At 62.3% G+C, this 22,305-nt stretch carries 23 protein-coding genes; 6 read left to right on the forward strand and 17 right to left on the reverse strand.

Features of this window, described 5'->3' with window-relative positions; all coding sequences use genetic code 11:
• Positions 1 to 4: 4 nt before the first annotated feature.
• From AC54T3_RS00615 to glnL, 7 genes are all read right to left on the reverse strand, one after another.
• Positions 5 to 643: a matrixin family metalloprotease gene (locus tag AC54T3_RS00615; RefSeq protein WP_496621535.1), complete on the reverse strand. Its 639-nt coding sequence runs from the start codon at positions 641 to 643 to the stop codon at positions 5 to 7.
• A 158-nt stretch (positions 644 to 801) separates the two neighbouring features.
• Positions 802 to 1,854: a tetratricopeptide repeat protein gene (locus AC54T3_RS00620; RefSeq protein WP_496621536.1), complete on the reverse strand. Its 1,053-nt coding sequence runs from the start codon at positions 1,852 to 1,854 to the stop codon at positions 802 to 804.
• Positions 1,855 to 1,978: 124 nt separating this feature from the next.
• On the reverse strand, positions 1,979 to 2,140 hold the full coding sequence (locus tag AC54T3_RS00625) for an EF-hand domain-containing protein (protein WP_496621647.1): 162 nt from the start codon (positions 2,138 to 2,140) through the stop codon (positions 1,979 to 1,981).
• Complete coding sequence (locus tag AC54T3_RS00630) at positions 2,141 to 2,866, reverse strand: matrixin family metalloprotease (RefSeq protein WP_496621537.1); 726 nt, start codon at positions 2,864 to 2,866, stop codon at positions 2,141 to 2,143.
• Positions 2,867 to 2,960: 94 nt separating this feature from the next.
• Positions 2,961 to 3,401 carry a hypothetical protein gene (locus AC54T3_RS00635; RefSeq protein WP_496621538.1) on the reverse strand — a complete coding sequence of 147 codons (441 nt, stop codon included), beginning with the start codon at positions 3,399 to 3,401 and terminating at the stop codon, positions 2,961 to 2,963.
• A gap of 133 nt (positions 3,402 to 3,534) precedes the next feature.
• Positions 3,535 to 4,971: a nitrogen regulation protein NR(I) gene (gene ntrC / locus AC54T3_RS00640; protein ID WP_496621539.1), complete on the reverse strand. Its 1,437-nt coding sequence runs from the start codon at positions 4,969 to 4,971 to the stop codon at positions 3,535 to 3,537.
• Positions 4,964 to 6,046, reverse strand: coding sequence for a nitrogen regulation protein NR(II) (gene glnL / locus AC54T3_RS00645; RefSeq protein WP_496621540.1), 1,083 nt, complete (start codon positions 6,044 to 6,046; stop codon positions 4,964 to 4,966). Before glnL ends, ntrC begins: the two co-directional genes overlap by 8 nt.
• Before the next feature lie 212 nt (positions 6,047 to 6,258).
• On the opposite strand from glnL, the gene AC54T3_RS00650 reads away from it, so the two are divergent.
• Entirely contained in the window at positions 6,259 to 6,456 is a 198-nt protein-coding gene (locus AC54T3_RS00650; protein WP_496621541.1) for a hypothetical protein, read from the forward strand.
• Here AC54T3_RS00650 and glnA read toward each other — a convergent pair.
• Positions 6,453 to 7,862 (reverse strand): glutamate--ammonia ligase, encoded by a 1,410-nt coding sequence (glnA, locus tag AC54T3_RS00655; protein WP_496621542.1) that lies wholly within the window; start codon positions 7,860 to 7,862, stop codon positions 6,453 to 6,455. The genes AC54T3_RS00650 and glnA overlap by 4 nt on opposite strands.
• A gap of 276 nt (positions 7,863 to 8,138) precedes the next feature.
• Entirely contained in the window at positions 8,139 to 9,284 is a 1,146-nt protein-coding gene (locus AC54T3_RS00660) for a cation diffusion facilitator family transporter (RefSeq protein WP_496621543.1), read from the reverse strand.
• A gap of 150 nt (positions 9,285 to 9,434) precedes the next feature.
• Here AC54T3_RS00660 and glyQ point away from each other — a divergent pair, with 150 nt between their 5' ends.
• Genes glyQ through AC54T3_RS00680 form a run of 4 tightly spaced genes read left to right on the forward strand, consistent with a single transcriptional unit; the run spans position 9,435 to position 13,816 of the window.
• Positions 9,435 to 10,364 (forward strand): glycine--tRNA ligase subunit alpha, encoded by a 930-nt coding sequence (gene glyQ / locus AC54T3_RS00665; protein ID WP_496621544.1) that lies wholly within the window; start codon positions 9,435 to 9,437, stop codon positions 10,362 to 10,364.
• Positions 10,361 to 12,457, forward strand: coding sequence for a glycine--tRNA ligase subunit beta (gene glyS, locus AC54T3_RS00670; protein WP_496621545.1), 2,097 nt, complete (start codon positions 10,361 to 10,363; stop codon positions 12,455 to 12,457). Before glyQ ends, glyS begins: the two co-directional genes overlap by 4 nt.
• A 24-nt stretch (positions 12,458 to 12,481) precedes the next feature.
• Positions 12,482 to 13,024 carry a D-glycero-beta-D-manno-heptose 1,7-bisphosphate 7-phosphatase gene (gmhB, locus tag AC54T3_RS00675; RefSeq protein WP_496621546.1) on the forward strand — a complete coding sequence of 181 codons (543 nt, stop codon included), beginning with the start codon at positions 12,482 to 12,484 and terminating at the stop codon, positions 13,022 to 13,024.
• A 12-nt stretch (positions 13,025 to 13,036) separates the two neighbouring features.
• A complete protein-coding gene (locus AC54T3_RS00680) occupies positions 13,037 to 13,816 on the forward strand; it encodes a lysophospholipid acyltransferase family protein (protein WP_496621547.1) in 780 nt (259 codons plus the stop codon).
• On the opposite strand, the gene gyrB is transcribed toward AC54T3_RS00680, so the two are convergent.
• The 4 genes from gyrB to AC54T3_RS00700 all read right to left on the reverse strand — a co-directional run bounded on the left by gyrB (position 13,813) and on the right by AC54T3_RS00700 (position 18,415).
• On the reverse strand, positions 13,813 to 16,218 hold the full coding sequence (gene gyrB / locus AC54T3_RS00685) for a DNA topoisomerase (ATP-hydrolyzing) subunit B (protein ID WP_496621548.1): 2,406 nt from the start codon (positions 16,216 to 16,218) through the stop codon (positions 13,813 to 13,815). The genes AC54T3_RS00680 and gyrB overlap by 4 nt on opposite strands.
• A 426-nt stretch (positions 16,219 to 16,644) precedes the next feature.
• Complete coding sequence (locus AC54T3_RS00690; protein WP_496621549.1) at positions 16,645 to 17,349, reverse strand: hypothetical protein; 705 nt, start codon at positions 17,347 to 17,349, stop codon at positions 16,645 to 16,647.
• A 179-nt stretch (positions 17,350 to 17,528) separates the two neighbouring features.
• Positions 17,529 to 18,041, reverse strand: a complete 513-nt coding sequence (locus tag AC54T3_RS00695) for an ATP-binding protein (RefSeq protein ID WP_496621550.1) — start codon at positions 18,039 to 18,041, stop codon at positions 17,529 to 17,531.
• A gap of 32 nt (positions 18,042 to 18,073) precedes the next feature.
• Positions 18,074 to 18,415, reverse strand: a complete 342-nt coding sequence (locus AC54T3_RS00700) for a histidine kinase dimerization/phospho-acceptor domain-containing protein (protein ID WP_496621551.1) — start codon at positions 18,413 to 18,415, stop codon at positions 18,074 to 18,076.
• A 22-nt stretch (positions 18,416 to 18,437) separates the two neighbouring features.
• Between AC54T3_RS00700 and AC54T3_RS00705 the strand changes: the two genes are divergently transcribed.
• Positions 18,438 to 19,016, forward strand: a complete 579-nt coding sequence (locus AC54T3_RS00705; protein ID WP_496621552.1) for a hypothetical protein — start codon at positions 18,438 to 18,440, stop codon at positions 19,014 to 19,016.
• Between the two features lie 162 nt (positions 19,017 to 19,178).
• Here AC54T3_RS00705 and AC54T3_RS00710 read toward each other — a convergent pair whose 3' ends face one another.
• From AC54T3_RS00710 to dnaN, 4 genes are read right to left on the reverse strand one after another with little or no spacing between them, the layout of a single operon-like run.
• The gene (locus AC54T3_RS00710) at positions 19,179 to 19,763 is read right to left on the reverse strand and encodes a GGDEF domain-containing protein (protein WP_496621553.1); all 585 of its coding nucleotides are present in this window, start codon (positions 19,761 to 19,763) and stop codon (positions 19,179 to 19,181) included.
• Positions 19,764 to 19,787: 24 nt separating this feature from the next.
• A complete protein-coding gene (locus AC54T3_RS00715) occupies positions 19,788 to 20,084 on the reverse strand; it encodes a response regulator (RefSeq protein ID WP_496621554.1) in 297 nt (98 codons plus the stop codon).
• A 6-nt stretch (positions 20,085 to 20,090) separates the two neighbouring features.
• Entirely contained in the window at positions 20,091 to 21,143 is a 1,053-nt protein-coding gene (gene recF / locus AC54T3_RS00720; RefSeq protein WP_496621555.1) for a DNA replication/repair protein RecF, read from the reverse strand.
• A gap of 48 nt (positions 21,144 to 21,191) precedes the next feature.
• Positions 21,192 to 22,304, reverse strand: coding sequence for a DNA polymerase III subunit beta (dnaN, locus tag AC54T3_RS00725; RefSeq protein ID WP_496621556.1), 1,113 nt, complete (start codon positions 22,302 to 22,304; stop codon positions 21,192 to 21,194).
• Between the last annotated feature and the right edge of the window lies 1 nt (position 22,305).

Raw genomic sequence — 22,305 nt, forward strand, 5'->3', positions numbered from 1 at the left:
CCTCTTAGTCGATTTCGTCGGTCTTTATTAGATGATGTTCGCGACCAGTTATTGGGCCTTTCTCGGTGGCACTCTGTACCGCCGCGATCTCGGTATCGGTGAGGAGATTGTCGGAGCAGTCTCGCTCAACCGGGATATTTGCCTGGAGTTCGGCGTGTATGCCTTTGAGTGCTTTTGGATTCATCAGGCTGCCAGAAGTCGTCGTGTGGTGAAGTCCGAGTGAATGCCCGAGTTCGTGAGCGAGCACAGCCGAATTTAGATCTCCGGAGGGCGCTTCCTCGCTACAAAAAACCGTGCCCGTCTCCGGTAGGTAGACACCTCCAGCTTTGATCGGCATGTTCCGTACAAGGCAGACTTGCCAAAGTCTACAAGCCACAACCGGTGGCAGAGACGGAGATATATTCAGCAAATGCTGGCGCAGCTGGATGCGTGAGCTAATCCTCGAGAATTCTCGTCGACCACCATCATCTATTGATAGCGATTGAATCGCCTGTATTTTCCAGCAAAGCCTTGCCGCGTGCCACAAGCGATTGACGCCCACGAAAAGCTCCGAGATCTCCCCCGAGGTAAGCTTGCTCGAATATTCCTCGCTGACAGTGAAGCCAAGACAATATATCCGCACAGGCAAATGAATGTTTTTCATCGGAACCACCCGCGTAGTCGGAACACTTCCTTTTGCTGGCTTTCTTCCATGAGAGCCTCCCGGTGCCTGGACCCTGTTCGGCAGGCCTGGGGCATCGGCCTAGACTAATAGTCTATTACTTCAATGCAATAGCGCTTTACTTACACAAGGGCATTTTGTTATTCATCGATACTTGGATTCGACTCGCGAATTTTCGCGAGCAGCGCCTGATATTGCTGTATTTTTTCATTATACGGCAGGTCCATGTCCCGCAGGTCGCGCAGCTCCGGATGCCGTTCGACAAGCCGTTCAGCATGGAGAAGCCCAGCCTCAAACTCTTCCACCGCCTGGCGATGGTGGCCCTGGGCATTAAATACTTCGGCTAACAAAAAATGGACCAATGAAAGCCGCTGGGCTCCCAAGGTCATCGGTGACAGGAGTTCTCGGGCCTTGTCATGACTACCCCTAGCCAGATGGGCGCGAGCTAGGAGCAAATTTGCGGAGGTCAACCTAGGGTCCAGATCAATTGCTCCTTGAAGTGCCTTGATGGCCAAATCGTATTGGCCGCCCTCAAGCAGAGCATGACCATGATGCATTTGAACCTTGGCATCTTCTGGCCGGGCCTTGAGACATTCCGCAAAGGCCCGCGCGGCTTCCTCGTGTTTGCCAAGGCGCAGTAGCAATTTACCCCGCAGCAGTGATCCTTGCGCGACATCAGGCTGACGGATGGACATATCCTGTTCCAGGGTTTCCAGCGCGGTCTCCGCGCACCCCTGCTTTTGCATGACATTGGCGAGCATTAATCTCGCTGCTTGAAACTGAGGGTTGCATCTCAAGGCCTCCTTGAGGTGTTTCTCGGCCTCGGTGTAGTGCTTCGCCTGGGCATGCAGGCGACTGATGTTCATGTGTGCGCGCAGGAAGTTTGGGTCGGCTTGGAGGGCATCCTTATTGAGCGTGAGCGCGCGCTCGTGGTCACCTTGCTTCTCGGCGGCCGTGGCTAGCATCACTAGGGCTGGCGCTGGCTTTTTACTGACATGAAGCGCCCCATTGAAGTAATTCTCGGCTTCCGCGTAATCTCCTTTCCTAAGATGAACGTTCCCGATCCCGATATAGGCGGCACCAGCCTCGGGGTTGTCCTTGAGGACGGACTCGTAGATTTCGATTGCCTCGTCGTAACGCTCCGCCTTCATGTGCGCTCGCGCCGATTCAATGCGCATCTTATTCTCTTTCATGGATTTAACACAACTCCAAAAAAACCACTGAACGCCATAATATCCTCATGGATTCCATCCGCTACTCCTTAGGAAAAAGGAGAAGGTGCGATTAGACGAGGCGGGCCGTGTGGATAATAATTCATCATTCCAGCCACCCCGGCGCTTGTTTGACGAAATCCCCAAGTTCGGACCTTGTAAGAATTCCGTCGCCATTAGTATCGATTAGTCGAAAAGCACGGTGGGCGGCGGGAGGAACATCATAGAAGGCAATATCGTCGTTATTGCTAAAACTGAAACGTCGCAGTCATCGGACCAATGCACGCCGCCGCATCTCGTCGGGACGGTTGGGAGTTCCGGCAACCGCCCGCCGCTGGCCGGCAAAATTTGTTTTATAGCCCGAAAACGGCTCATATAATGCGATCTTCCGCGCCAGGGCAATCTGTGTATCATCCAGGTTCCGCGTGAGATCTGGATCCCTTCCTCTACCCGCGTACATCAGATTGTTGTTTGCATCCACGTGACGCAAACCCAAACTATGGCCAAGTTCATGCGCCAATATGACGGGTTCGTGATTTCCATGCTTATTCAGTTCGGCATAAAAGACAGCGCCCTTCTCCGGCACGTAGACAGCGCTCGCTGGCATGGGAAAGTGTTTAAACATGCACACTTGCCATTGAACGTCGTTTCCGGGAGCTGGGGCAACCGAAGCGAGTCGATCTCGAAATTCACGCCGCTCGTCGTTTAGAGCCTCCGCCGGGAAATTTTCGCGGCCGACCCGTTCTCGTTTGATGGAGTGGACTCGCCATTGAATGGACGCCTGCCGCCAAACTAGATTAACGGCATCAAAGAGTTCGTCAACCCCCTCGGCATCGAAGGTACTGTCTAGTTCGGGCGCATCCGCGAATGAAAGCAGGCACACTTCGACGGGAATGATGATCTCGGTAAGATCACTCGCGCTCGGAGCGGATGCCCAGCACCAGAGTAGTATCGCCGCGAATTTCGACAGCTTTCTTGCCTTGAATATTTTCATGGGTGCGAACCTTTCTGGATTTAGGCGGTGACCAGCAACCTTATCACTGTCAAGTATAACCCCGCGCCATGGTCTCCGTAGGAAGAACCAGCCATCAAGGCCTCGTTGGCCGAATGTGCTCGATGTACCTGGGCGTGGCCCGCATCTCCAAGCGGATGGTCTCGCCTTGGGCGCTGATACGCGCGTCGCCGCCGCGCAGCCTGAGGTCACAGCGACAATGGCCACGGCTTTCGAGCGGGATCGGGATCATGTCGCGGTAGGTGTAGACGTTCTCGTCGATATCGCCACCGTCGCAGATGAGCACTGGCTCGGACCCAGGCTCGGACTCTGGCTTGGCCCCTCGTTCGGGAAGCGGCGCCAGCAGCTCGGCGTTGTCGAGAATGAGCGCGCCGGCTTGCCACCACAGGGTCTTTTCGTCCGAGCCGGTCATGGTCTTGATGATATAGGCACGCGCGAAGTCGATGCGTAGGGTGCCGTCGACGAAGCTGATTTCGGCGAGTTCGGAACCGGGGAGGCGAATGCTACTGCTGTCCACTGGGTAAGTCCTAGACGGTTGGATGGCGAGGAAGCGGGACGGACTGAACGGCCGCTCGAATGCCCCGGAGATGGGGCATCTCCGGCCCGATTCCCACCCGCTCCGCGCTCGATGTTATAGCCGCTCAACAGTCCTACACCTCGGGCTCCTCGTCCTCAGCAAGCTCTGGCTCTTCGCCTTCCATGCCCAAATCCTTGATCTTGCGGGTCAGGGTGTTGCGCCCCCAGCCAAGGAGTTTGGCGGCCTCTTGGCGGCGCCCGCCGGTGTGCTCGAGCGCGGATTCGATGAGGATGCGTTCGAACGTCGGCATGGCCGAGTCGAGGATGCCGCGCTCGCCTTGCTGCAGCCGCCGCCGCGTCCAGGCGCGCAGGGCACCCTCCCATTGTTCGTCGGCTTGCTCGGCGGCGGCGATGCCCTCGAGGTCGGGCGGCAGATCGCTGACATGGATCTGCTTGGTCGAGGCCATCACCGTGAGCCAGCGCGCGGTGTTCTCGAGTTGGCGCACATTGCCAGGCCATTCCAGGCGCTCGAGGCGCTCGAGCGCATCATCGGCCAATATCTTGGCCTCGCAGCCGAGTTCCTTCGCGGCCTGGGCCAGGAAGTGGCGCATGAGCAGGCCGATGTCCTCGCGCCGGTCGCGCAACGCCGGCAGTTGGATGCGGATGACGTTGAGGCGGTGAAAGAGATCATCGCGAAAGCTGCCTTTGGCCACCAGCTCGCGCAGGTTTTGATGGGTGGCAGCGATGATGCGCACATCAACCTTGATCGGCGTTAGGCCGCCGACGCGATAGAACTCGCCGTCGGCGAGCACGCGCAGGAGACGGGTCTGTAATTCGGCCGGCATATCGCCGATCTCATCAAGGAAGAGGGTGCCGCCATCGGCCTGCTCGAAACGGCCTTCGCGCCGGGTCTGGGCACCGGTGAAGGCGCCGCGCTCGTGGCCGAAGAGTTCGGATTCCATCAGGTCGCGCGGGATCGCGGCCATGTTGAGGGCGATGAAGGGCGCTTGCGAGCGCGGGCTGTGGCGATGCAGGGCGTGGGCGACGAGTTCCTTGCCGGTGCCGGATTCGCCGTTGATGAGCACGGTGATGTTGGAGCGGGCTAGGCGCCCGATGGCGCGAAAGACCTCTTGCATTGAGGGCGCTTCGCCAAGGATGTCCGGGCTATGCGGCAGCGGCACCGGTTCGGCGGCAGCCTCGCTTTGGCGGCGGCAGGCGCGTTGGACCTGATCGACCGCTTCGTCGATGTCGAAGGGCTTGGGCAGGTATTCAAAGGCGCCGCCATGGAAGGCGGAAACGGCGCTGTTGAGGTCGGAATGCGCGGTCATGATGATGACCGGCAGCGTCGGGTAGCGGCTCGTGACCTGCTCGAGCAGCTCGAGGCCATCGATGCCGGGCATGCGAATGTCCGTCAGGATCACATCGGGCATCTCGCGCTCGAGCGCGTCCATGACACCCACTCCGTTGGAGAAGCTGGTGACATCCATCTCGGCCTGGCGCAACGCGCGCTCGAGCACCCACCGGATCGAGCGGTCGTCGTCGATGACCCAGATCCTGGGTACTCTACTCATGGGTCGGCTCCAACGGAAGATAGACAAGGAAGAGGGTGCAACCGGGCCGACTCTCGCATTCAATCAGGCCTTGGTGCTGATTGACCAGCTCTTGGGCGATCGCCAGCCCGAGCCCGGTGCCGCCGGAGCGCCCCGAGACCATCGGAAAGAAGATGCGATCCATCAGTTCCTCGGGGATGCCGGGGCCATCGTCCTCAATGTCGATCACCAGCACTAGCCGGTGGCGGATGCTGCCGATAGTGAATTGCCTCAGCACCCGCGTTCTTAGCGTCACATGGCCGTGCTGACCGGCAGCGTGAGCGGCGTTGCGGGCAATGTTGAGGAGGGCCTGGATCAGCCGATCGGTATCGGCCTCGAGGTTCGGGATGCTCGGGTCATAGTCGCGGATGATCTTGGGTCCGGACGGGAATTCGGCGCTGAGCAGGCCGCGCACATGCTCGATCACATGATGGATATTGATCGAGCCCAGCTGCGGCAGATGGTTCGGCCCCAGCATGCGATTCAGCAGCGCCTGCAGACGATCGGCCTCATCGATGATGATGCGGGTGTATTCGCGCAAGCCTGGGTTGGGCAACTCGCGCTCGAGGAGCTGCGCGGCGCCGCGCAATCCGCCGAGCGGGTTCTTGATCTCGTGCGCGAGCCCACGCAGTAGCGCCTGGGTCGCGTGATGTTGTGAGATCAGGTATTCCTCGCGCGCGATCCTGAGCTGGCGGTCGACCTGTTGCATCTCCATCAGTAGATCGTAGGGCTCGTCGCGGGCGAGGAGGGGCAGCACGGTGCAATTGACGCGGATGCACTGTTGGTCGGGTCGCTTGACCTCGACCTCACGCTCGGTAAAGGGTTGTCGCGTCTCGAAGGCCTCGCGCAGCCGGTTCTCGACCGAGTCGCTAGGGCAGGGCACCAGATGCCCTGCGGCCTCGCCGAGCACGGTCTTGGCGCTGACGGCGAGCAGGTTCTCGCCGGCGGCATTGATATAGCGCAGTCGCAGATCGCGATCGAACAGCAGCACGGCCGTGCTCAGATTGTCGAGGATCATGGTGCCAAGCCGGCTGAGTCCGCTATCGATGTCGTTCATCAGTCTCACGAGGGCGCCTGACCTAAAACCCGCTGGATCAGCCATTTCCATCGATTAAGCAAGCACCGAGCCAGATGAAGGACGCCTGTTAGGATCAGGGGGCAGGCGCGCGGCCCGCGCTGATCCGCTCGATCAGTCGCACTAGTTTAGTGCTTAGCGCCCTTGCTGGGTGCGCTGGGATGCACCAGGCTTGGACAAGGCGCGCCTCGCCGATGATCGAGCGCTATTGGTTGCGGGTGAGCAAGGACGACGAGGAGAAAGGCAGGACACGGGCCGAAGCGGGCTCCGGTGTGCTGGTGCGGCTGGGTGTCATGGATGGAGTGCGGAGTGCGGAGGAAGAGACGGGCATCCTTGCCCGTGGCAGGGCGCGGCGATTTCCGCGAATCGTCAGCGCCTGGTGTGTCGATTAGAGGCTGTAGTAGAGATCAAACTCGACCGGATGCGTGCTCATCCGCAACTGGGTGACCTCGGACATCTTGAGCGCGATATAGCTATCGATCACATCATCGGTGAAGACGCCGCCGACGGTGAGGAACTCGCGATCGGCATCGAGCGCTTGCAAGGCCTGATCGAGCGAGTAGCAGACCTGTGGGATGGACTTCTCTTCTTCCGGAGGAAGATCGTAGAGGTCCTTATCCATGGCATCGCCGGGATGGATCTTGTTCTGGATGCCATCGAGGCCGGCCAACATCATCGCCGAGAACGACAGGTACGGGTTGCCCGTGCTATCCGGGAAGCGGACCTCGATGCGCGTGGCCTTGGGATTGGCATCATGCGGGATGCGGATCGAGGCCGAGCGGTTCTTGGCCGAATAGGCCAGCATCACCGGCGCCTCGAAGCCAGGCACCAAGCGCTTGTAGGAGTTGGTGGAGGCGTTGGTGAAGGCATTCAGCGCACGCGCGTGCTTGATGATGCCGCCGATGTAGTAGAGCGCGGTATCGGACAGGCCGCCGTACTTGTCGCCGGCGAAGATGTTCTGGCCATCCTTGCCGAGCGACTGATGGACGTGCATGCCGTTGCCATTGTCGCCGACCAACGGCTTAGGCATAAAGGTGGCCGTCTTGCCATAGGCATGAGCGACATTCTGCACGCAGTATTTGAGGATCTGGTTCATGTCGGCACGCTTGACCAGGGTATCGAAGCGGGTGCCGATCTCGCACTGGCCAGCGGTGGCGACCTCGTGGTGATGCACCTCGACCGGCACCCCCATCTCTTCCATCGCCAGGCACATGGCGGCGCGCAGATCGTTGAGCGAGTCCACCGGTGGCACCGGGAAGTAGCCGCCCTTGACACCGGGACGGTGACCCATGTTGCCGTCCTCGAAGACGCGCTCGGAGTTCCACTCGGCCTCCTCGGAATCGACCTTGTAGAAGGCGCCGGCCATGCTGACGCCCCAACGCACGTCGTCGAGGACGAAGAATTCTGGCTCGGGGCCGAAGAAGGCGGTGTCGGCGATGCCGGTGGAAGCCAGATAGGCCTCGGCACGCTTGGCCACCGAGCGCGGATCACGCTCGTAGCCCTGCATGGTGGCGGGCTCAAGGATGTCGCAGCGCACGATCAGGGTCTTCTCGTCGGAGAATGGGTCGAGCACCGCAGTCGAGGCCTCTGGCATCAGGACCATGTCCGAGGCCTCAATGCCCTTCCAGCCGGCGATCGAGGAGCCGTCGAACATCTTGCCATCCTGGAACAGTGCCTCGTCGATGATGCGGGCCGGCAGCGAGACGTGCTGCTCCTTGCCGCGCGTATCCGTGAACCGAAGGTCCACGAATTTCACGTCCTCGTCTTTAATCGTCTTCAACACGTCAGTGGCGGACATCTGCGAAATCTCCCGCTATTTGGTCTTGGGTTTGTGAATGGAAGGTTGGGCGGCGTCGGTCTCCGAATCGCTGATCGATCGGTCATCGCCCCGGTGTGTGCTCGTTACTGTGATTAGCAGGTTATGTGCCACTGTCCTGGCAAACGGCGGTCGCGCCGAACCGACCGGTGTGCAGCGGCCTCGGCAGCCACGCGAGCGCACACAAATAGACCATACCTCGAGTCATGTTGCACCGAAAGGGGGCATGGGACGGCATCCGCCGAACATGGACGGCCATCAACCGAAATAGAGGCGCACCTCGGCGATGTCGGAATCATCCTCGAGGGCCGCGCGCAAGCGTTGATGCAGCTGCCGCGTGGCGGCCTCATCGCTGAAGGTGCGCAGCGGGAAGAAGAGATCGACCGTGATCGCGCCATCTAGGTAATGCAGCAGGACGCGCTTGCGGGTCAGCGCTTCGGGAATCTGCTTCCAGCGCTGGTCGAGGCGCTCGAGAATCTCGGTGCGCATTGGCAAGCCCTTGGTCGGGGCCGCGCTTTCGTCGTCTTCCGGATCGATGTGAACGATGACATCGGACATGCGATCGATGGTCTCCATCAGCCGCTCTTGCACCAGGACGCTAATCGCATGACCTTCGGAGACGCTGATGTCGGGGTCGACCAGGACATGGACATCGGCCGAGGTGTTGCCACCGAGGGTGCGGGTGCGCAGCATGTGGACGTCGCGCACGCCGGTGCTGCGGCGGATGATCCGGCTGATCTCGCGCAGACGCTCGGGACCGAGGCCAGTATCGACGAGTTCGCGGGTGGCGCTGGTTCCCAGATCCCAGGCGATCTTGGCGATCATCACCGCGACCAGCACCGAGGCGATGGCATCCAAATCGGGGAGGCCGGCGAGGGTGCCGGCAACGCCGATCATCACGATGACCGAGGAGATGGCATCAGAGCGATGGTGCCAGGCATTAGCGAGCAGCAGATCGGAGCGCACGCGCAAGCCGTAAGCACGGGTGTACCAAAACAGCGCTTCCTTGATCACAATCGAGAGTGCTGCGGCATAGAACACGATCGGTTCGGGATGCAGCAGCGCCTCGGGTTTGAACAGGCGCTGGCCGGCATCCCAGATGATGCCGATGGCGACCGCCAGCAGCAGGAAGCCAAGAACGAGTGTGGCGACTGTCTCGAAGCGGCCATGGCCATAGGGATGCTCGGCATCCGGGGCCTTACCAGCCTTGTGACCGGCGAACCAGACTAGGAGATCAGAGAGAAGATCGGACAATGAGTGGATACCGTCGGCGATCAGCGCCTGCGAGTGTCCGAACCATCCGACCGTGAGCTTGAGCGCGGAGAGGAGCAGATTGGCGATCGCGCCGACTAGGGATGTCCGCTTGATCGCTTGGGAGCGCGCCTGGCGTTGGTTGGTTTCCATAAGGGAATGCCGATGCGGTCGCTGCGGGCGCAGCCTTGATGGGCGCGGATTATACCGGCAGGGACGGGCGGATGAGGACGACGCAGGTGGTGGTCCGCAGGTGCCGGTCATCGCTATACTGTGCGGTTTTAGCACATTCTGGAGTCCGCGTTGAGCACTCAGACGGGCGATCTCATCAGTTTTCAAGAGCTCATCTTCAGGCTCGAGCGGTACTGGAGTCGACAAGGCTGCGTGATCCTGCAACCTTATGATATGGAGGTGGGCGCCGGAACCTTTCACCCGGGCACCTTCTTGCGCTCGATCGGCCCCGAGCCTTGGAACGCGGCCTACGTGCAACCCTCGCGGCGACCGACCGATGGCCGCTATGGCGAGAATCCGAACCGGTTGCAGCATTACTATCAGTATCAGGTGGTGATGAAGCCCTCGCCGGATGGCATCCAAGCGCTGTATCTGGACTCGCTGCGCGAGCTGGGCATTGACCCCTTGGTCCACGATATCCGCTTCGTCGAGGACAACTGGGAGTCGCCGACGCTCGGTGCCTGGGGGTTGGGCTGGGAGGTCTGGCTGAATGGAATGGAGGTGACCCAGTTCACCTATTTCCAACAGGTCGGCGGGCTCGAATGCCGCCCGGTGACCGGCGAGATCACCTATGGGCTCGAGCGCATCGCGATGTATCTGCAAGGCGTCGAGAGCGTCTACGACCTGCGTTGGACCGACTCGGCTACTGGGCCGGTCTCCTATGGCGATGTCTTCCTGCAAAACGAGCGCGAGCAGTCGGCCTATAACTTCGAGCAAGCCGATGTCGCCGCCCTGTTCGCGGCCTTCGATGGCTGCGAGCGACAAAGCCAGGCCCTGGTCGAGGCTGGATTGCCATTGCCGGCCTATGAGCAGGTGTTGAAGGCCTCGCATACCTTTAATTTGCTGGACGCGCGCGGGGCCATCTCGGTGACCGAGCGGCAGCGCTTCATCTTGCGGGTGCGCACGCTCGCGCGCGCCGTGGCCGAGGCCTACTACCAGAGCCGCGAGGCGCTCGGTTTCCCGATGGCTTCGGCCGCCACTCACCGCCAGGAGGCCGCATGAGCCCTGCCGCAGTCGCCGATCTGTTGATCGAGATCGGCACCGAAGAGTTGCCACCAGCCGCGCTTGCGGGCTTGTCCGAGGCGTTTCGCGAAGCGCTGCAAAAACAGCTCGATGAGGCCAGACTCGCCCACAGCGGGGCGCGCGCCTTCGCCAGTCCACGCCGGCTGGCGGTGATGATCGAGGCGGTCGCCACGGCGCAGCCTGATGAACAAGTAATGCGGCGCGGACCTGCCGTGAAGGCGGCCTTCGATCAGCAGGGGAGCGCGACCAAGGCCGCGCTCGGCTTCGCCCAGTCCTGTGGCGTCGAGGTCGAGGCCCTCGAGCGCGAGGAGACACCCAAGGGTGCTTGGCTGTGCTACCGCCATCAGGTCACTGGGGAGCTGGCAGCGACGCTTCTGCCAGGCTTGATCGAGCAGGCGCTGGCGACATTGCCGATCCCGAAGCGGATGCGCTGGGGCGATCGCAGTGTCGAATTCGTGCGCCCGGTGCACTGGGTCTGCGTCTTGCTCGGCGAAGCGCTGGTGCCGGGTCGGGTACTTGGGCTCGCGATCGATCGGCTGACCCATGGTCATCGCTTCCATCATCCCGAGGCGATCAGCCTGGCCTCTCCGGGCGACTATCTCGCAGCCCTGCGCAATGCTCGCGTCGAGCCCGATCTCGCGACCCGACGCCGCTCGATCCGCGAGCAGGTCGAGGCGCTCGCGGCCGAGGCCGGTGGTGAGGCCATGATCGATGACTCGGTGCTCAATGAGGTCACGGCGCTCTGCGAATGGCCGGTTGCCTTGCTGGGTCGATTCGATGCGGATTTCCTCGAGGTGCCGCCCGAGGTCTTGATCGAAACCATGCAGGCCAACCAGAAGTATTTCCCGGTGCTGGATGGCGAGGGCCGGTTGCTACCCTGCTTCATCACCGTCAGCAATATCGAGAGCCGCGAGCCGGAGCAGGTGCGGGCCGGTAACGAGCGTGTGATTCGCCCGCGCTTCGCCGATGCCAAGTTCTTTTGGGAACAGGATCTCAAGACGCCGCTGGCCAAGCGGGTCGCCGCGCTGCAGGGCATCGTCTTCCAACACCAGCTCGGCACCCTCTTGGAGAAGACCGAGCGGGTCGCCGCGCTCAGTGCCTGGATCGCCGGCGAGATCGGCGCCGATGTCGATGAGACGCACCGCGCCGCGCGCCTGGCCAAGGCCGATCTGGTGACCCAGATGGTGGGCGAATTCGGCAGTCTGCAAGGGGTGATGGGCCGCTATTACGCGCAACGCGCGGGTGAGCCCGCCGTGATCGCCGAGGCGATCGAGCAGCATTACTGGCCGAAGCACGCGGGTGATCGTCTGCCGGAAACAGACCTGGCGCGTGCGATCGCGATCGCCGATCGGGTCGATACCTTGGTCGGGATCTTCGCGATTGGCCAGCGTCCAACCGGCGTCAAGGACCCCTATGGACTGCGGCGGGCGGCGATCGCGGTCCTGCGGCTGCTGATCGAGACACCGCTCGCGCTGGATCTGCGGACCTTATTGGAGCGTGCCGCAGCCGGCTATCCCACCTCGATCGACGCGGCGGGCTGCATTGATGAGGTCTTGCAGTACAGCATCGACCGGCTGAAACGCTATTACGCGGATGCGGAGAACAACCGCTCGGCCGATGCCGACGTGATCGCCGCCGTGCTGGCGCTTGGGTTGACGCAGCCGCTGGATATCGATCGGCGCATCCATGCGGTTCAGGGCTTCAGGGGGCGTCCGGAAGCAGCGGCACTGGCGGCGGCCAACAAGCGCACGCGTAATATCCTGCGCAAGGCTCCGCTCGCCGAACTCGGCGAGCGGATCGATCCGAACCTATTGCAGGATGAGGCCGAGCGTGCGATGGTCACTGCGGTCGACGCGATGATGAAGCGGGTGCGGGCATTACTCGAACAGCAAGACTATGACTCGGCCCTGAGCGAACTAGCGGGGCTGCGGCAGGCGCTCGATGATTTCTTCGAGCAGGTGATGGTGATGGCCGAGGAGCCCGATCTCAGGGCGAACCGTCTTGCGATCCTGAAGCGCTTGGAGACCCTGTTCCTCGGCGTTGCCGATATTTCCTTGTTGCAGACATCCTGAGATGATGCGGAACCGGGAGGTGCAATGAAGTTGGTGGTCCTGGATCGCGATGGCGTGATCAATTATGACTCCAAGGAGTACATCAAGTCCGAGCGCGAATGGAAGCCGATTCCGGGCAGCCTGGAGGCGATCGCGCGCTTGAACAATGCCGGGGTCACTGTGGCGATCGCGACCAATCAGTCGGCGATCGCGCGCGGCCTCTGCAATCTGGATGACCTCAACGCCATTCATCAGGCGCTGCGCTCACGGCTGAACGCGGTGGGCGGACGCGTCGAGGTGATCGCGTTCTGTCAACATGCCCCCGATGAGGGGTGTGATTGCCGCAAACCCAAGTCGGGTTTACTGCGGGAGATCCGTCGACGGACGGGGATTTCCCTGAACGACGCTCCGGTGATCGGCGATTCCCGGCGCGATCTGAACGCCGCCGCGAGCGTCGGCGCCCGGCCCATCCTGGTGCGCACCGGCAAGGGGGCGGATACGGAGCGGCATCTGCCGTCGGCGTTTGCCGATATCGCGATCTTTGATGATCTCGCCGCAGCCGTGGACGGCTTGCTCGACCATTCCTGACCTTAAGCATCGATGGATCGCTTCCGAGCCATCCTTTTCGAGGCATTCCTCTGGCTCAGCGTAGTCGGCTACGGCACGCTGATGCGGCTACTCGCTCCCGCTCTCTCACGACCACGGCTGACCTCGATCGGTCTGCATTGGCAGCGCATGGTGCTTTGGGCCTTGCGCCGCCTCTGTGGCATCGATCATCGGGTACGCGGACGGGTACATCTGCTTGCAGGTCGCGGGCAGATCATCCTGAGCAACCATCAATCGGCCTGGGAGACCATCGCGCTGGGTCACATCCTGCCGATGCCCCAGACCTGGGTGATGAAGCAGGAGCTGTTGCGCATCCCGTTCTTCGGCTGGGCCTTATCGCTGTTCGACCCGATCGCGATCGATCGCTCCGCCGGCCGACAGGCCATGAAGCAACTACTCGCGGTTGGCGCCGAGCGACTCGCGCGCGGGCATTGTCTGGTGATCTTTCCCGAAGGCACGCGCGTGACTCTGGGCGCGACCAAACGCTTCGGGCTCGGCGGAGCACTCCTAGCGGAGCGCACGGGCGCGCCGGTCGTGCCGATTGCGCACAATGCCGGATGTTTTTGGGGACGGCGGCCACTGCGCAAGCGTGCCGGCACCATTGATGTGGTGATCGGCCCGCCGATCGAGACCCAGGGCCTCAGCGCCCAAGAGATCAACCGGCAGGCCGAGCAGTGGATCAGAACCACGACCCAAACCTTGGTCGAGAGCGCCGTTGGCTCGGCCCTCGCCACGCAAGGGCGGGGCGCTCGGGCCGAGCAGTCCTCTAGCTAGATATCGATATTGGCGGCATCGAGCGCATGCCGCTCGATGAAGTCGCGGCGCGGCTCGACATGTTCACCCATCAGTGTGGTGAAGATCTGATCCGCCGCCACCGCGTCCTCGATGGTGACGCGCAGCAGGCGGCGACTCTCTGGGTCCATGGTCGTTTCCCATAATTGCTCGGGGTTCATCTCGCCGAGACCCTTGTAGCGCTGGATATGGTAGCCGCGACGGCCTTCGGCGAGCAGCCAGTCGTAGGCCTCGCCGAACGTCAGCAGCTCCCGGCCGCGCTCGCCGCGCGCCACGCGGGCGCCAGGCTTGATCAGCCCCTCGAGTTTTTCCGCCAAGGTCGCGATCCGCCGATAGTCTGCGGAGTCGAAGAAGTCCAGACCGAGATCGCGGGTCTCGGGAATCCCGTACACGAGCCGGATCACCGACAGCCCCGCCGGCAAATCGAACTCGGCCTCGCGGACCTTGACTCGATAGTCGATGGCGGGCCCCGCTTGCGCGCGGAGCCGCTGTTCGAGCGCGGCGCTCCAGGCAGCTAACTGCTCCAGATCCTGACGCATCTCTGGGGTCAGGCGCGGCATGTTCAGGAGTTCACCGAGAAAGGTGACATCGTAACGCGTGGCCATGCGCGCGAGCATGGCGCGAAACACCTGGTAATCGCTCATCAGCGACTCGAGGCCCAGGGCGCTGATCGGTGGCACCTCCGGCTCGCAATAGAGGGCGGCGTTATCGAGCGCGGCACGCAGCAGTGAGGCGCTCATCTCGGCATCATCGAGCAGATAGTCTTCCTGCTTACCACGCTTGACCTTGTAGAGTGGCGGCTGGGCGATGTAGACATAGCCGCGGTCGACCAGCTCCGGCATCTGCCGATAGAAAAAGGTCAGCAGCAGGGTGCGGATGTGCGCGCCGTCGACATCGGCATCGGTCATGATGATGATGCGGTGGTAACGGAGCTTGTCCGGGTTGTAGTCCTCGCGACCGATGCCGCAGCCGAGCGCGGTGATCAGGGTGCCGACCTCGGCCGAGGACAACATCTTGTCGAACCGGGCCTTCTCGACATTGAGAATCTTACCTTTCAACGGCAGGATGGCTTGGAAGGCGCGATCGCGCCCCTGTTTGGCCGAGCCCCCGGCCGAGTCGCCCTCGACGATGAACAGCTCCGAGCGCGCGGGGTCTTTTTCTTGGCAGTCAGCGAGCTTGCCGGGCAGCCCGGCAATGTCGAGCACACCCTTGCGCCGGGTCATGTCGCGCGCCTTGCGAGCGGCTTCGCGCGCGCGCGCGGCCTCGAGCATCTTGTTGGCGATGACCTTGGCCTCGGCCGGGTTCTCCTCGAGGAACATATCCAGATACTGGTTCAGGAGCGCCTCGACCACCGGCTTGACATCGGAGGACACCAGTTTGTCCTTGGTCTGCGAGGAGAACTTGGGGTCGGGTACCTTGACCGAGACCACCGCTGTCAGACCCTCGCGCGCATCGTCACCGACCGGGCGCGTCTTCTGGTTCTTAACGAGCTGTTGGCGCTCGATGTATTGATTCAGGGTCCGTGTCAATCCGGCCCGGAAACCGGCGAGATGGGTGCCGCCATCCTTCTGCGGGATCGTGTTGGTGTAGCAGAAGATGGTTTCCTGGTAGGCATCGTTCCACTGCAAGGCGATCTCGGCAATGACCTCACTGCGCTCGGCGGTGAAGTAGAAGACGCTGGGATGAATCGGCGATTTGTTCTGGTTCAGATGTTCGACAAAGGCGCGAATGCCTCCTTGGTACTCGAACACCGTCTCGCGGTCGGTGCGCTCATCCTTGAGCCGGATGCGGACGCCGGAGTTCAGGAACGAGAGTTCGCGCAGGCGCTTGGCGAGGATCTCGTAGTGGAATTCAAGATCGTTGAAGATGGTGGGAGAGGGCTTGAAATAGACCTCGGTGCCGGTGGTCTCCGAGGGGCCGCATTCTTTCAGCGGATAGGACGGCACGCCGAGTGCGAACTCCTGTTCGTAGGCCATGCCATCGCGGCGGATGCGCAGGCGCAGATACTCGGAGAGGGCGTTGACCACCGAGACGCCGACGCCATGGAGACCGCCGGAGACCTTGTAGGAATTGTCGTCGAATTTTCCGCCGGCGTGCAGCACGGTCATGATGACCTCGGCGGCCGAGCGGTTCTCCTCGGGATGGATATCGACCGGGATACCGCGACCGTTGTCGATCACGGAGACGGCGCCATCGGCATGCACGGTGACCAGGATCTCGGTGCAGTGGCCGGCCAGGGCTTCGTCGATGGCGTTATCGACCACCTCGAAGACCATGTGGTGGAGCCCGGTTCCGTCATCGGTATCGCCGATATACATCCCGGGACGCTTGCGGACGGCATCAAGGCCTCGAAGAACCTTGATGTTGGAGGAATCGTAGCTCATACGCGAGTCAATCTATGGTGCTATCGAATAGGGCCATGCCTATGCAAAGGCGTGGACATCGACGCCGGCGGGCCGGAAGTCTCAGGGAAGGGCAGGCGGATCAGGGCGCTCGCGCCCCTGTGGTAAATTCGGCTGGACTGAGCGATCGGCGGCGTTTGGACTGGCGACCTCACGAGGGGGGCAAAGTCGCCAGAACTGGTTGATTATACACGGATGACGCCTATTCTGGGGGCCTCATCGGCGGCTCGATCAACGGGGGGATCTGGCGTTCGAGGCGGTCGGTTCAGGCTCATGTTCCACGTGGAACATACTTTGACTCAGTCAGCGTAAAGCGCTCTATACACTGGAGGAGGTCTCGGCGCAAAACGGCGCATGCCTGACCTCATCATGTTCCACGTGGAACAGGCATTGAGAGCGGATCGGGCATCAAGCATGCCGATCGGCGACCAATGCCTCGATCAAGACCTCAGCATCCACATAATCGAGCCGCTCCAGGGCCTGTTGTAACGCCGCGATCCTGGACGCTTGATACGGCAGACCCACATCGTCGCCGAGCTGGACTTGCAGGTCGGCGAGCGTTTCACGCGCGCTGAAGCTATTGCATTGGATCTGACCGTACAAGACCATCAGCCGGTCCAAGCCTTGCGTCTTGGTCGACTCACCCCTCGTCGAGGGCTGCGGCCGAGTGGGCCCCTCGCGTGTTGCGGCATCCTCCGATCTGAAGGACTGCGTGACCTGTAGCGCGGACTCCAGACGGATGCTCAGGTGGGCGAGCAAGGCATCGATACGCGGCATGGGTGCGGATTGAGCAAGCTCGACTTCGAGCTGATGAGCGGCGGCGTGATCGAACAGTGGCGGTAACAGAGGCGGTTCGACGGAGAGCCCTTGAAGAGTCTGCTCCTCGGGCTGGCTTAAGCCTCCGGGCTCGCCCTCATGGAGAGGCTCGGGCCGTGCGAGCGAAGGCTGATGATCATTGGGGGATGCAGTGGCGGCAGATGCACTGGCGGATGGGCTGGCGGATGCAGGGCCGGCTGCCGTGGGCGGCAATGCCGCCGGCGCTGGCGGCAACCAGCGCCGCAGGGCTTGCCAGAGCTGGTGACTGTCGATCGGCTTCGGCAGATGATCGTCCATGCCAGCGGCAAGGCTGCGCCCACGATCATTGGCGGTGGCATGCGCGGTGAGATGATCGGCACCTGTGCCGCTCGCGGCGCGTCCCGTTGCGGCGCATCTCGCTGCGATGCTTCCCGCGCGAGTGCCGCCTCATGCCGACGGATGGCGCGCGCCGCCTCGAAACCGTCCATCTCGGGCATCTAGATATCCATCAGGATCAGATCGAAGTGTCCGGCAATGACCTTGTTCACCGCCTCGCGGCCGTTCACCGCGATCTCGGGCCGAAGACCGAGTTCGCCGAGCAGCGCGCTCGTCAGCTCGCGATTCAGATCATTATCCTCGACCAGCAGCAGATGACGCCCCTGGAACGGGGCACGCTCGCGCTCGCCGAGCGGTCTGTGGTGATGCGCCTCCTCCTCGGCGAGGCGCGCCGATTCGGCGCTGTCGAGGGTTGGAAAATCGATCTCGAAATCAAAGCAGGTGCCGCGCCGAGCGCGGCCTCGGACCTGGATCTCCCCACCCATGAGGGCGATCAGTTGTTTGGTGATGGGCAGGCCGAGACCGCTGCCGCCATAGCGGCGAGTGGTCGAGCTGTCGGCCTGCCAGAACGGGTCATAGAGCATCGGCAACTGCGCGACATCGATGCCGATGCTAGAGTCGATGACCCAGAACCCCAAGCGCACACTATCGGCCCAGCAATCGAGCAGCCGCACACGGACCTAGATCACCCCATGCTCGGTGAATTTCACCGCGTTGCCAGCGAGGTTGAGCAGGGCCTGCCGAGACGCAGCGCATCGCCCACGAGATAGGTGGGAATCGCCGGATCGGCCTCGACGCGTACCCGGTTCGTGCGCTCGGCGGCGGCGATGGCGAGTACCGACCGGAGATAGGCGAGCACCTCGGCGAGTCGAAACGGGCGCGTCTCGAGTTCGAGCTTGCCGGATTCGATCTTCGACAGATCCAGGATGTCGTTGATGATCTGCAGCAGCGAGCGACCGGCCTGCTCGATATGCAGCAAGCGCGTGCAAACCTCGGGTCGCGGCGACGCATGCAGCGCCAGTTGCGCCATCCCGATCACCGCGTTCATCGGCGTTCGGATCTCGTGGCTCATGTTGGCCAGGGGCCAGGAAGCGGGTCTTGGCCTCGGTGGCGCTCTCAGCGCGTTGCTCGGCGGCGGCCTCGGGGGGCAATTGATCGACGTCGGGGATCATCACGTAATCGCTGGTGAGCATTTGGCGCTTCCACCACGGCATGGCGTCGGTCTCAACGATGTTGCGTTGCAGGAACGACTTGATGCCCGAGGCGCACCATTCATGGGTATTGTGGATGCGCGTCAGATCCTCGGAGAAACGGAACAGGTAGCTGCGATCGACCTCGAAGAAGGTGCCGACGCAGGCGAGAAAGTGATTGATCTTGGCGTCGATGGAGGCGAGATCTGCACTGATGAAATCAGTCGACAGCTCGGTCACCATGGACTGAAAGCGGCTCTGGCTCGCCAGTGCCTGATTGGCGCTGATACTGTCGGCGAGCGCGCGGCGGTAACGGCGATTCACCGCGATCACATAGGGCCTCCTGATCCTCGCTCGCAGGCCCGCCCTGAAGGATCGGCGGGGACAACGAACCAGGCATTGCCGGGAGTTCGGCCTGCGCTTGCGTCGGCGAAGGTGCGCCCATCCACGACAGGATGAGCGCAAATAGTCCGAGGCCGAGGCTCGGCAACGCCTTGGCTGAACGAGCAGCCGACCGCTCGACAGACCTACTGGCCGCTCGCACGCAGAGAAGCGCAGATGGCTCGCCGGCGCCCGCGTTGGCGGTTTCCCCAGGGTTCATCCCAAGCAACGCTGCTGCCGTCAACAGTTCAGATCCTGGGCCAAGCAACTGCGATTGCGACCGCTGGTCTTGGCGCGATAAAGCTGTTCATCGGCCTGAGTGAGCAACAAGGAGGGGGTCGTGGTCCGAGTGCAGCAGGCGGTGATGATGCCCAGACTGATCGTCACATGCGCCGCCGTTGGCGAGAGGGCGTGTGGAATGGCCAATGCGGCGACCTGTTCCCGCAATCTCTCGGCAAACGCGAGCGCGTCCGCCGCCGGCGGCACATTGATCAGGATACAGGCGAACTCCTCGCCCCCATAGCGGGCGACCAGATCGGTCGTGCGCTTGAGCGCAGCGCGCAACCTGTGCGCGACGGCGCACAGGCAGTCATCGCCAAGCACATGTCCGTAGCTGTCATTGAAGCGCTTGAAGTGATCGATGTCGAGCATGATCAGCCCGAGCTTGATGCCGGCGCTCGCATGGCGGGCATGCTCATGCGCCAGGACCTCGTCGAAGCGGCGTCGATTGGCGATCCCGGTGAGGCCATCAGTGGTGGCGAGCATGGAGAGGCGATCGCGCGCCTGCTTGAGTTCGATCTGGTTGCGCACCCGAATCTTCAACACCAGCGGGTTGATCGGTTTGGTGATTTAGTCCATGGCACCAAGCTCGAGACCGCGCGTCTCGGCGGCGCTGTCATCGCGTCCGGTGATGAAGAGCACCGGGATGGCCATGGCCAAGGGATCGGCCTTGAGGCGTGCGCAAATGGTGAAGCCATCCATGCCGGGCAGCATCACATCGAGCAGGATCAGATCGGGGATGGTGCGGGCGGCAAGCGTGAGGGCCTTTTCGCCATCGAGTGCGAACAGCACCTCGTACTGACCTCGAAAGAGGTTGGCGATCAGTTCGATGCTGGCAGGGTCATCATCAATGATCAGGCCTGTCATGCAGCTTCAGGATACCCGAACCGCAGCGCGTTCCACGGTGCCATGTTCCACGTGGAACATGGCACCCTCCGCCGAGCGAGCGGCGTCGACCATCGTCTTACCGGTGAGGGCGGTGATGAGGATCTGGCCAGGTTGGCATCTGAGCAAGGCCAGGAGCCGGGCACTCCATTCCGGGGACAGCTCGGCATCGAGATCATCCACCAGCCAGACGGCGGAGCGCCCGTCGGCTGCGGAGACGACCGCCTCGGCGGCGAGCTGGATCATGATCCCGGCGACCTTGGCCTGTCCACGCGAGGCCAGCCAAGGCGCGCCCTGACGTCGAAACGAAAAATCAGCCCGCGAAGCGCCAAGATAGGTGAAGCCTCGGTCGCGATCGGCCGAGCGCATCCGCTCCAGGCGCGCGAGCAATGCACTGGGATCGGCGCCCAGTCCTTCCCAGCGAGGCTCGATCTCGGTCAACCAATCCGCCTCGGCGCTCACGCGATGAAAGGCCGCGACCAAGGCCGCGAAGAAGCGCGCGCGCCGATCGAAGACCGCCGCCAGCGCCTCGGCGTAGGCCCCGTCCCAGACCGGCGGCCCAGCGGCCCCGGACCGCAACCAGGCATTGCGTTGCGCTGCGAGCCGACGATAGCGGGAGAACAGCGCCACGGCCGAGCGATCCCAAAGAGCGAGATTCCAATCCACGAAACGCCGGCGCAGGGAGGGCTCGCCATCGACGAGCGCGTGCGTCCACTCGCAGATGAGTCGCACCGGAAGCGCGATATCCGAACGCTGCTGCTGCGCGCGTTCATCGGTGTTGCTCGACCAATCGATGCGCGTTGACCCCGCTGCGTCGCGGACCCAGCCCTGGACCTGAGAGGCGCTGAAACCCTGCTCGATCAGACTTCCGAAGCGTCGGCCGCGAAAACTGCGCCCGCGACCGAGACAGTAGATCGCCTCGAGCAAGGCCGTTTTGCCGGCCGCGTTGGGGCCGACGATCCAGCTCAACGCTTCGGGGAACTCGATGTCGACCGCGTGCAGATTCCTGAAGCGTTGGATGTGGACGCGATCCAACCGCATAGGGGACGTCGGAGATCCTCGGCCGCGACGCTGGGAGCGCGCCTGGGCTTAGAGCCGCATGGGCATGATGACGAAGACCTCATCCTCGGCCCCAAGACCCTGCCAGACTGCGCTGCTCTCGGCATTGCGGAAGCGGATCTCCACCGTCGAGGCATCCACGGCCGAGAGGACATCGAGCACATAGGCGACGTTGAAACCAACCGAGACCGACTCGCCTTCATACTCGATCTCGATCTCGTCCTCGGCCTCTTCCTTCTCTGGGTTCTGGGTTTGCAACCCTAGGCGCCCGGGCTCGAAGGTCACGCGCACGCCCTTGTATTTCTCGTTCGAGAGGATGGCCGTGCGTTGCAGCGCGCCCTTGAGCCGATCGCGATCGATGGTGGCGTGCTGCTGGAGATCGGCCGGGATGACACGGTTGTAATCGGGATACTGCCCTTCGACCAGCTTTGAGACCACCAGCGTCTTGCCAAGCTCGACCTTCAGCGTTCGCTCCGATAATTCGATCCGCACCTGCTCCTGAGCCGTGCCCAGCAGTCGCTTCAACTCCAACACGGTTTTAGCAGGCACGATGACCTGCTTCGGCTCGGCACCGAGACCTTCGCCATCGCCGTCCAAGGCCGCCACGACCTTGGCCAGGCGATGACCATCGGTGGCGACGGCGACCGCGCGCTCCGCCGACAACTCGAGCAAGACACCATTGAGGTAGTAGCGAACATCCTGCTGCGCCATGGCAAAGGAGGTCTTCTCGAGGAGTCGGTGCAGGGTTTCGCGTTCCATCTGTAACCCGATCTGCGCCGGCGGCACCTCCATGGCCGGGAAATCCGCCGCCGGCAAGGTACTCAGCATGAAACGGCTACGCCCGGAGGTGAGGGTGGCGCGTTCACTGTGCGCCTTGATCTGAATGCGCGCGTCCTCTGGCAAGGAGCGACAGATATCGATCAGCTTGCGCGCGGGCAGGGTCACGGCGCCGGCCTCCTCGACCTCGGCCACAGCGGCGCTGCTGATCTCGATCTCGAGATCCGTGCCCTTCATGCGTACCAAGCCGTCCTCGGCGGTGAGCAAGAGGTTACCGAGAATCGGTAAGGTTTGACGCCGTTCGACGACGCCACCGACGACCGATAAAGCCGGAAGCAAAACAGACCGATCAACCGAAATCTTCATG

This window comes from Halochromatium sp. NSM3, from assembly GCF_059621085.1.

Coding starts and splice junctions, on each gene's coding strand:
- AC54T3_RS00615 (WP_496621535.1), bottom strand. CDS start 643: ATGAAAAACATTCATTTGCCTGTGCGGATATATTGTCTTGGCTTCACT.
- AC54T3_RS00620 (WP_496621536.1), bottom strand. CDS start 1,854: ATGAAAGAGAATAAGATGCGCATTGAATCGGCGCGAGCGCACATGAAG.
- AC54T3_RS00630 (WP_496621537.1), bottom strand. CDS start 2,866: ATGAAAATATTCAAGGCAAGAAAGCTGTCGAAATTCGCGGCGATACTA.
- ntrC (WP_496621539.1), bottom strand. CDS start 4,971: ATGAGTAGAGTACCCAGGATCTGGGTCATCGACGACGACCGCTCGATC.
- glnL (WP_496621540.1), bottom strand. CDS start 6,046: ATGAACGACATCGATAGCGGACTCAGCCGGCTTGGCACCATGATCCTC.
- AC54T3_RS00650 (WP_496621541.1), top strand. CDS start 6,259: ATGATCGAGCGCTATTGGTTGCGGGTGAGCAAGGACGACGAGGAGAAA.
- glnA (WP_496621542.1), bottom strand. CDS start 7,862: ATGTCCGCCACTGACGTGTTGAAGACGATTAAAGACGAGGACGTGAAA.
- AC54T3_RS00660 (WP_496621543.1), bottom strand. CDS start 9,284: ATGGAAACCAACCAACGCCAGGCGCGCTCCCAAGCGATCAAGCGGACA.
- glyS (WP_496621545.1), top strand. CDS start 10,361: ATGAGCCCTGCCGCAGTCGCCGATCTGTTGATCGAGATCGGCACCGAA.
- gmhB (WP_496621546.1), top strand. CDS start 12,482: ATGAAGTTGGTGGTCCTGGATCGCGATGGCGTGATCAATTATGACTCC.
- AC54T3_RS00680 (WP_496621547.1), top strand. CDS start 13,037: ATGGATCGCTTCCGAGCCATCCTTTTCGAGGCATTCCTCTGGCTCAGC.
- gyrB (WP_496621548.1), bottom strand. CDS start 16,218: ATGAGCTACGATTCCTCCAACATCAAGGTTCTTCGAGGCCTTGATGCC.
- AC54T3_RS00690 (WP_496621549.1), bottom strand. CDS start 17,349: ATGGACGATCATCTGCCGAAGCCGATCGACAGTCACCAGCTCTGGCAA.
- AC54T3_RS00700 (WP_496621551.1), bottom strand. CDS start 18,415: ATGAACGCGGTGATCGGGATGGCGCAACTGGCGCTGCATGCGTCGCCG.
- AC54T3_RS00705 (WP_496621552.1), top strand. CDS start 18,438: ATGTTGGCCAGGGGCCAGGAAGCGGGTCTTGGCCTCGGTGGCGCTCTC.
- AC54T3_RS00715 (WP_496621554.1), bottom strand. CDS start 20,084: ATGACAGGCCTGATCATTGATGATGACCCTGCCAGCATCGAACTGATC.
- recF (WP_496621555.1), bottom strand. CDS start 21,143: ATGCGGTTGGATCGCGTCCACATCCAACGCTTCAGGAATCTGCACGCG.
- dnaN (WP_496621556.1), bottom strand. CDS start 22,304: ATGAAGATTTCGGTTGATCGGTCTGTTTTGCTTCCGGCTTTATCGGTC.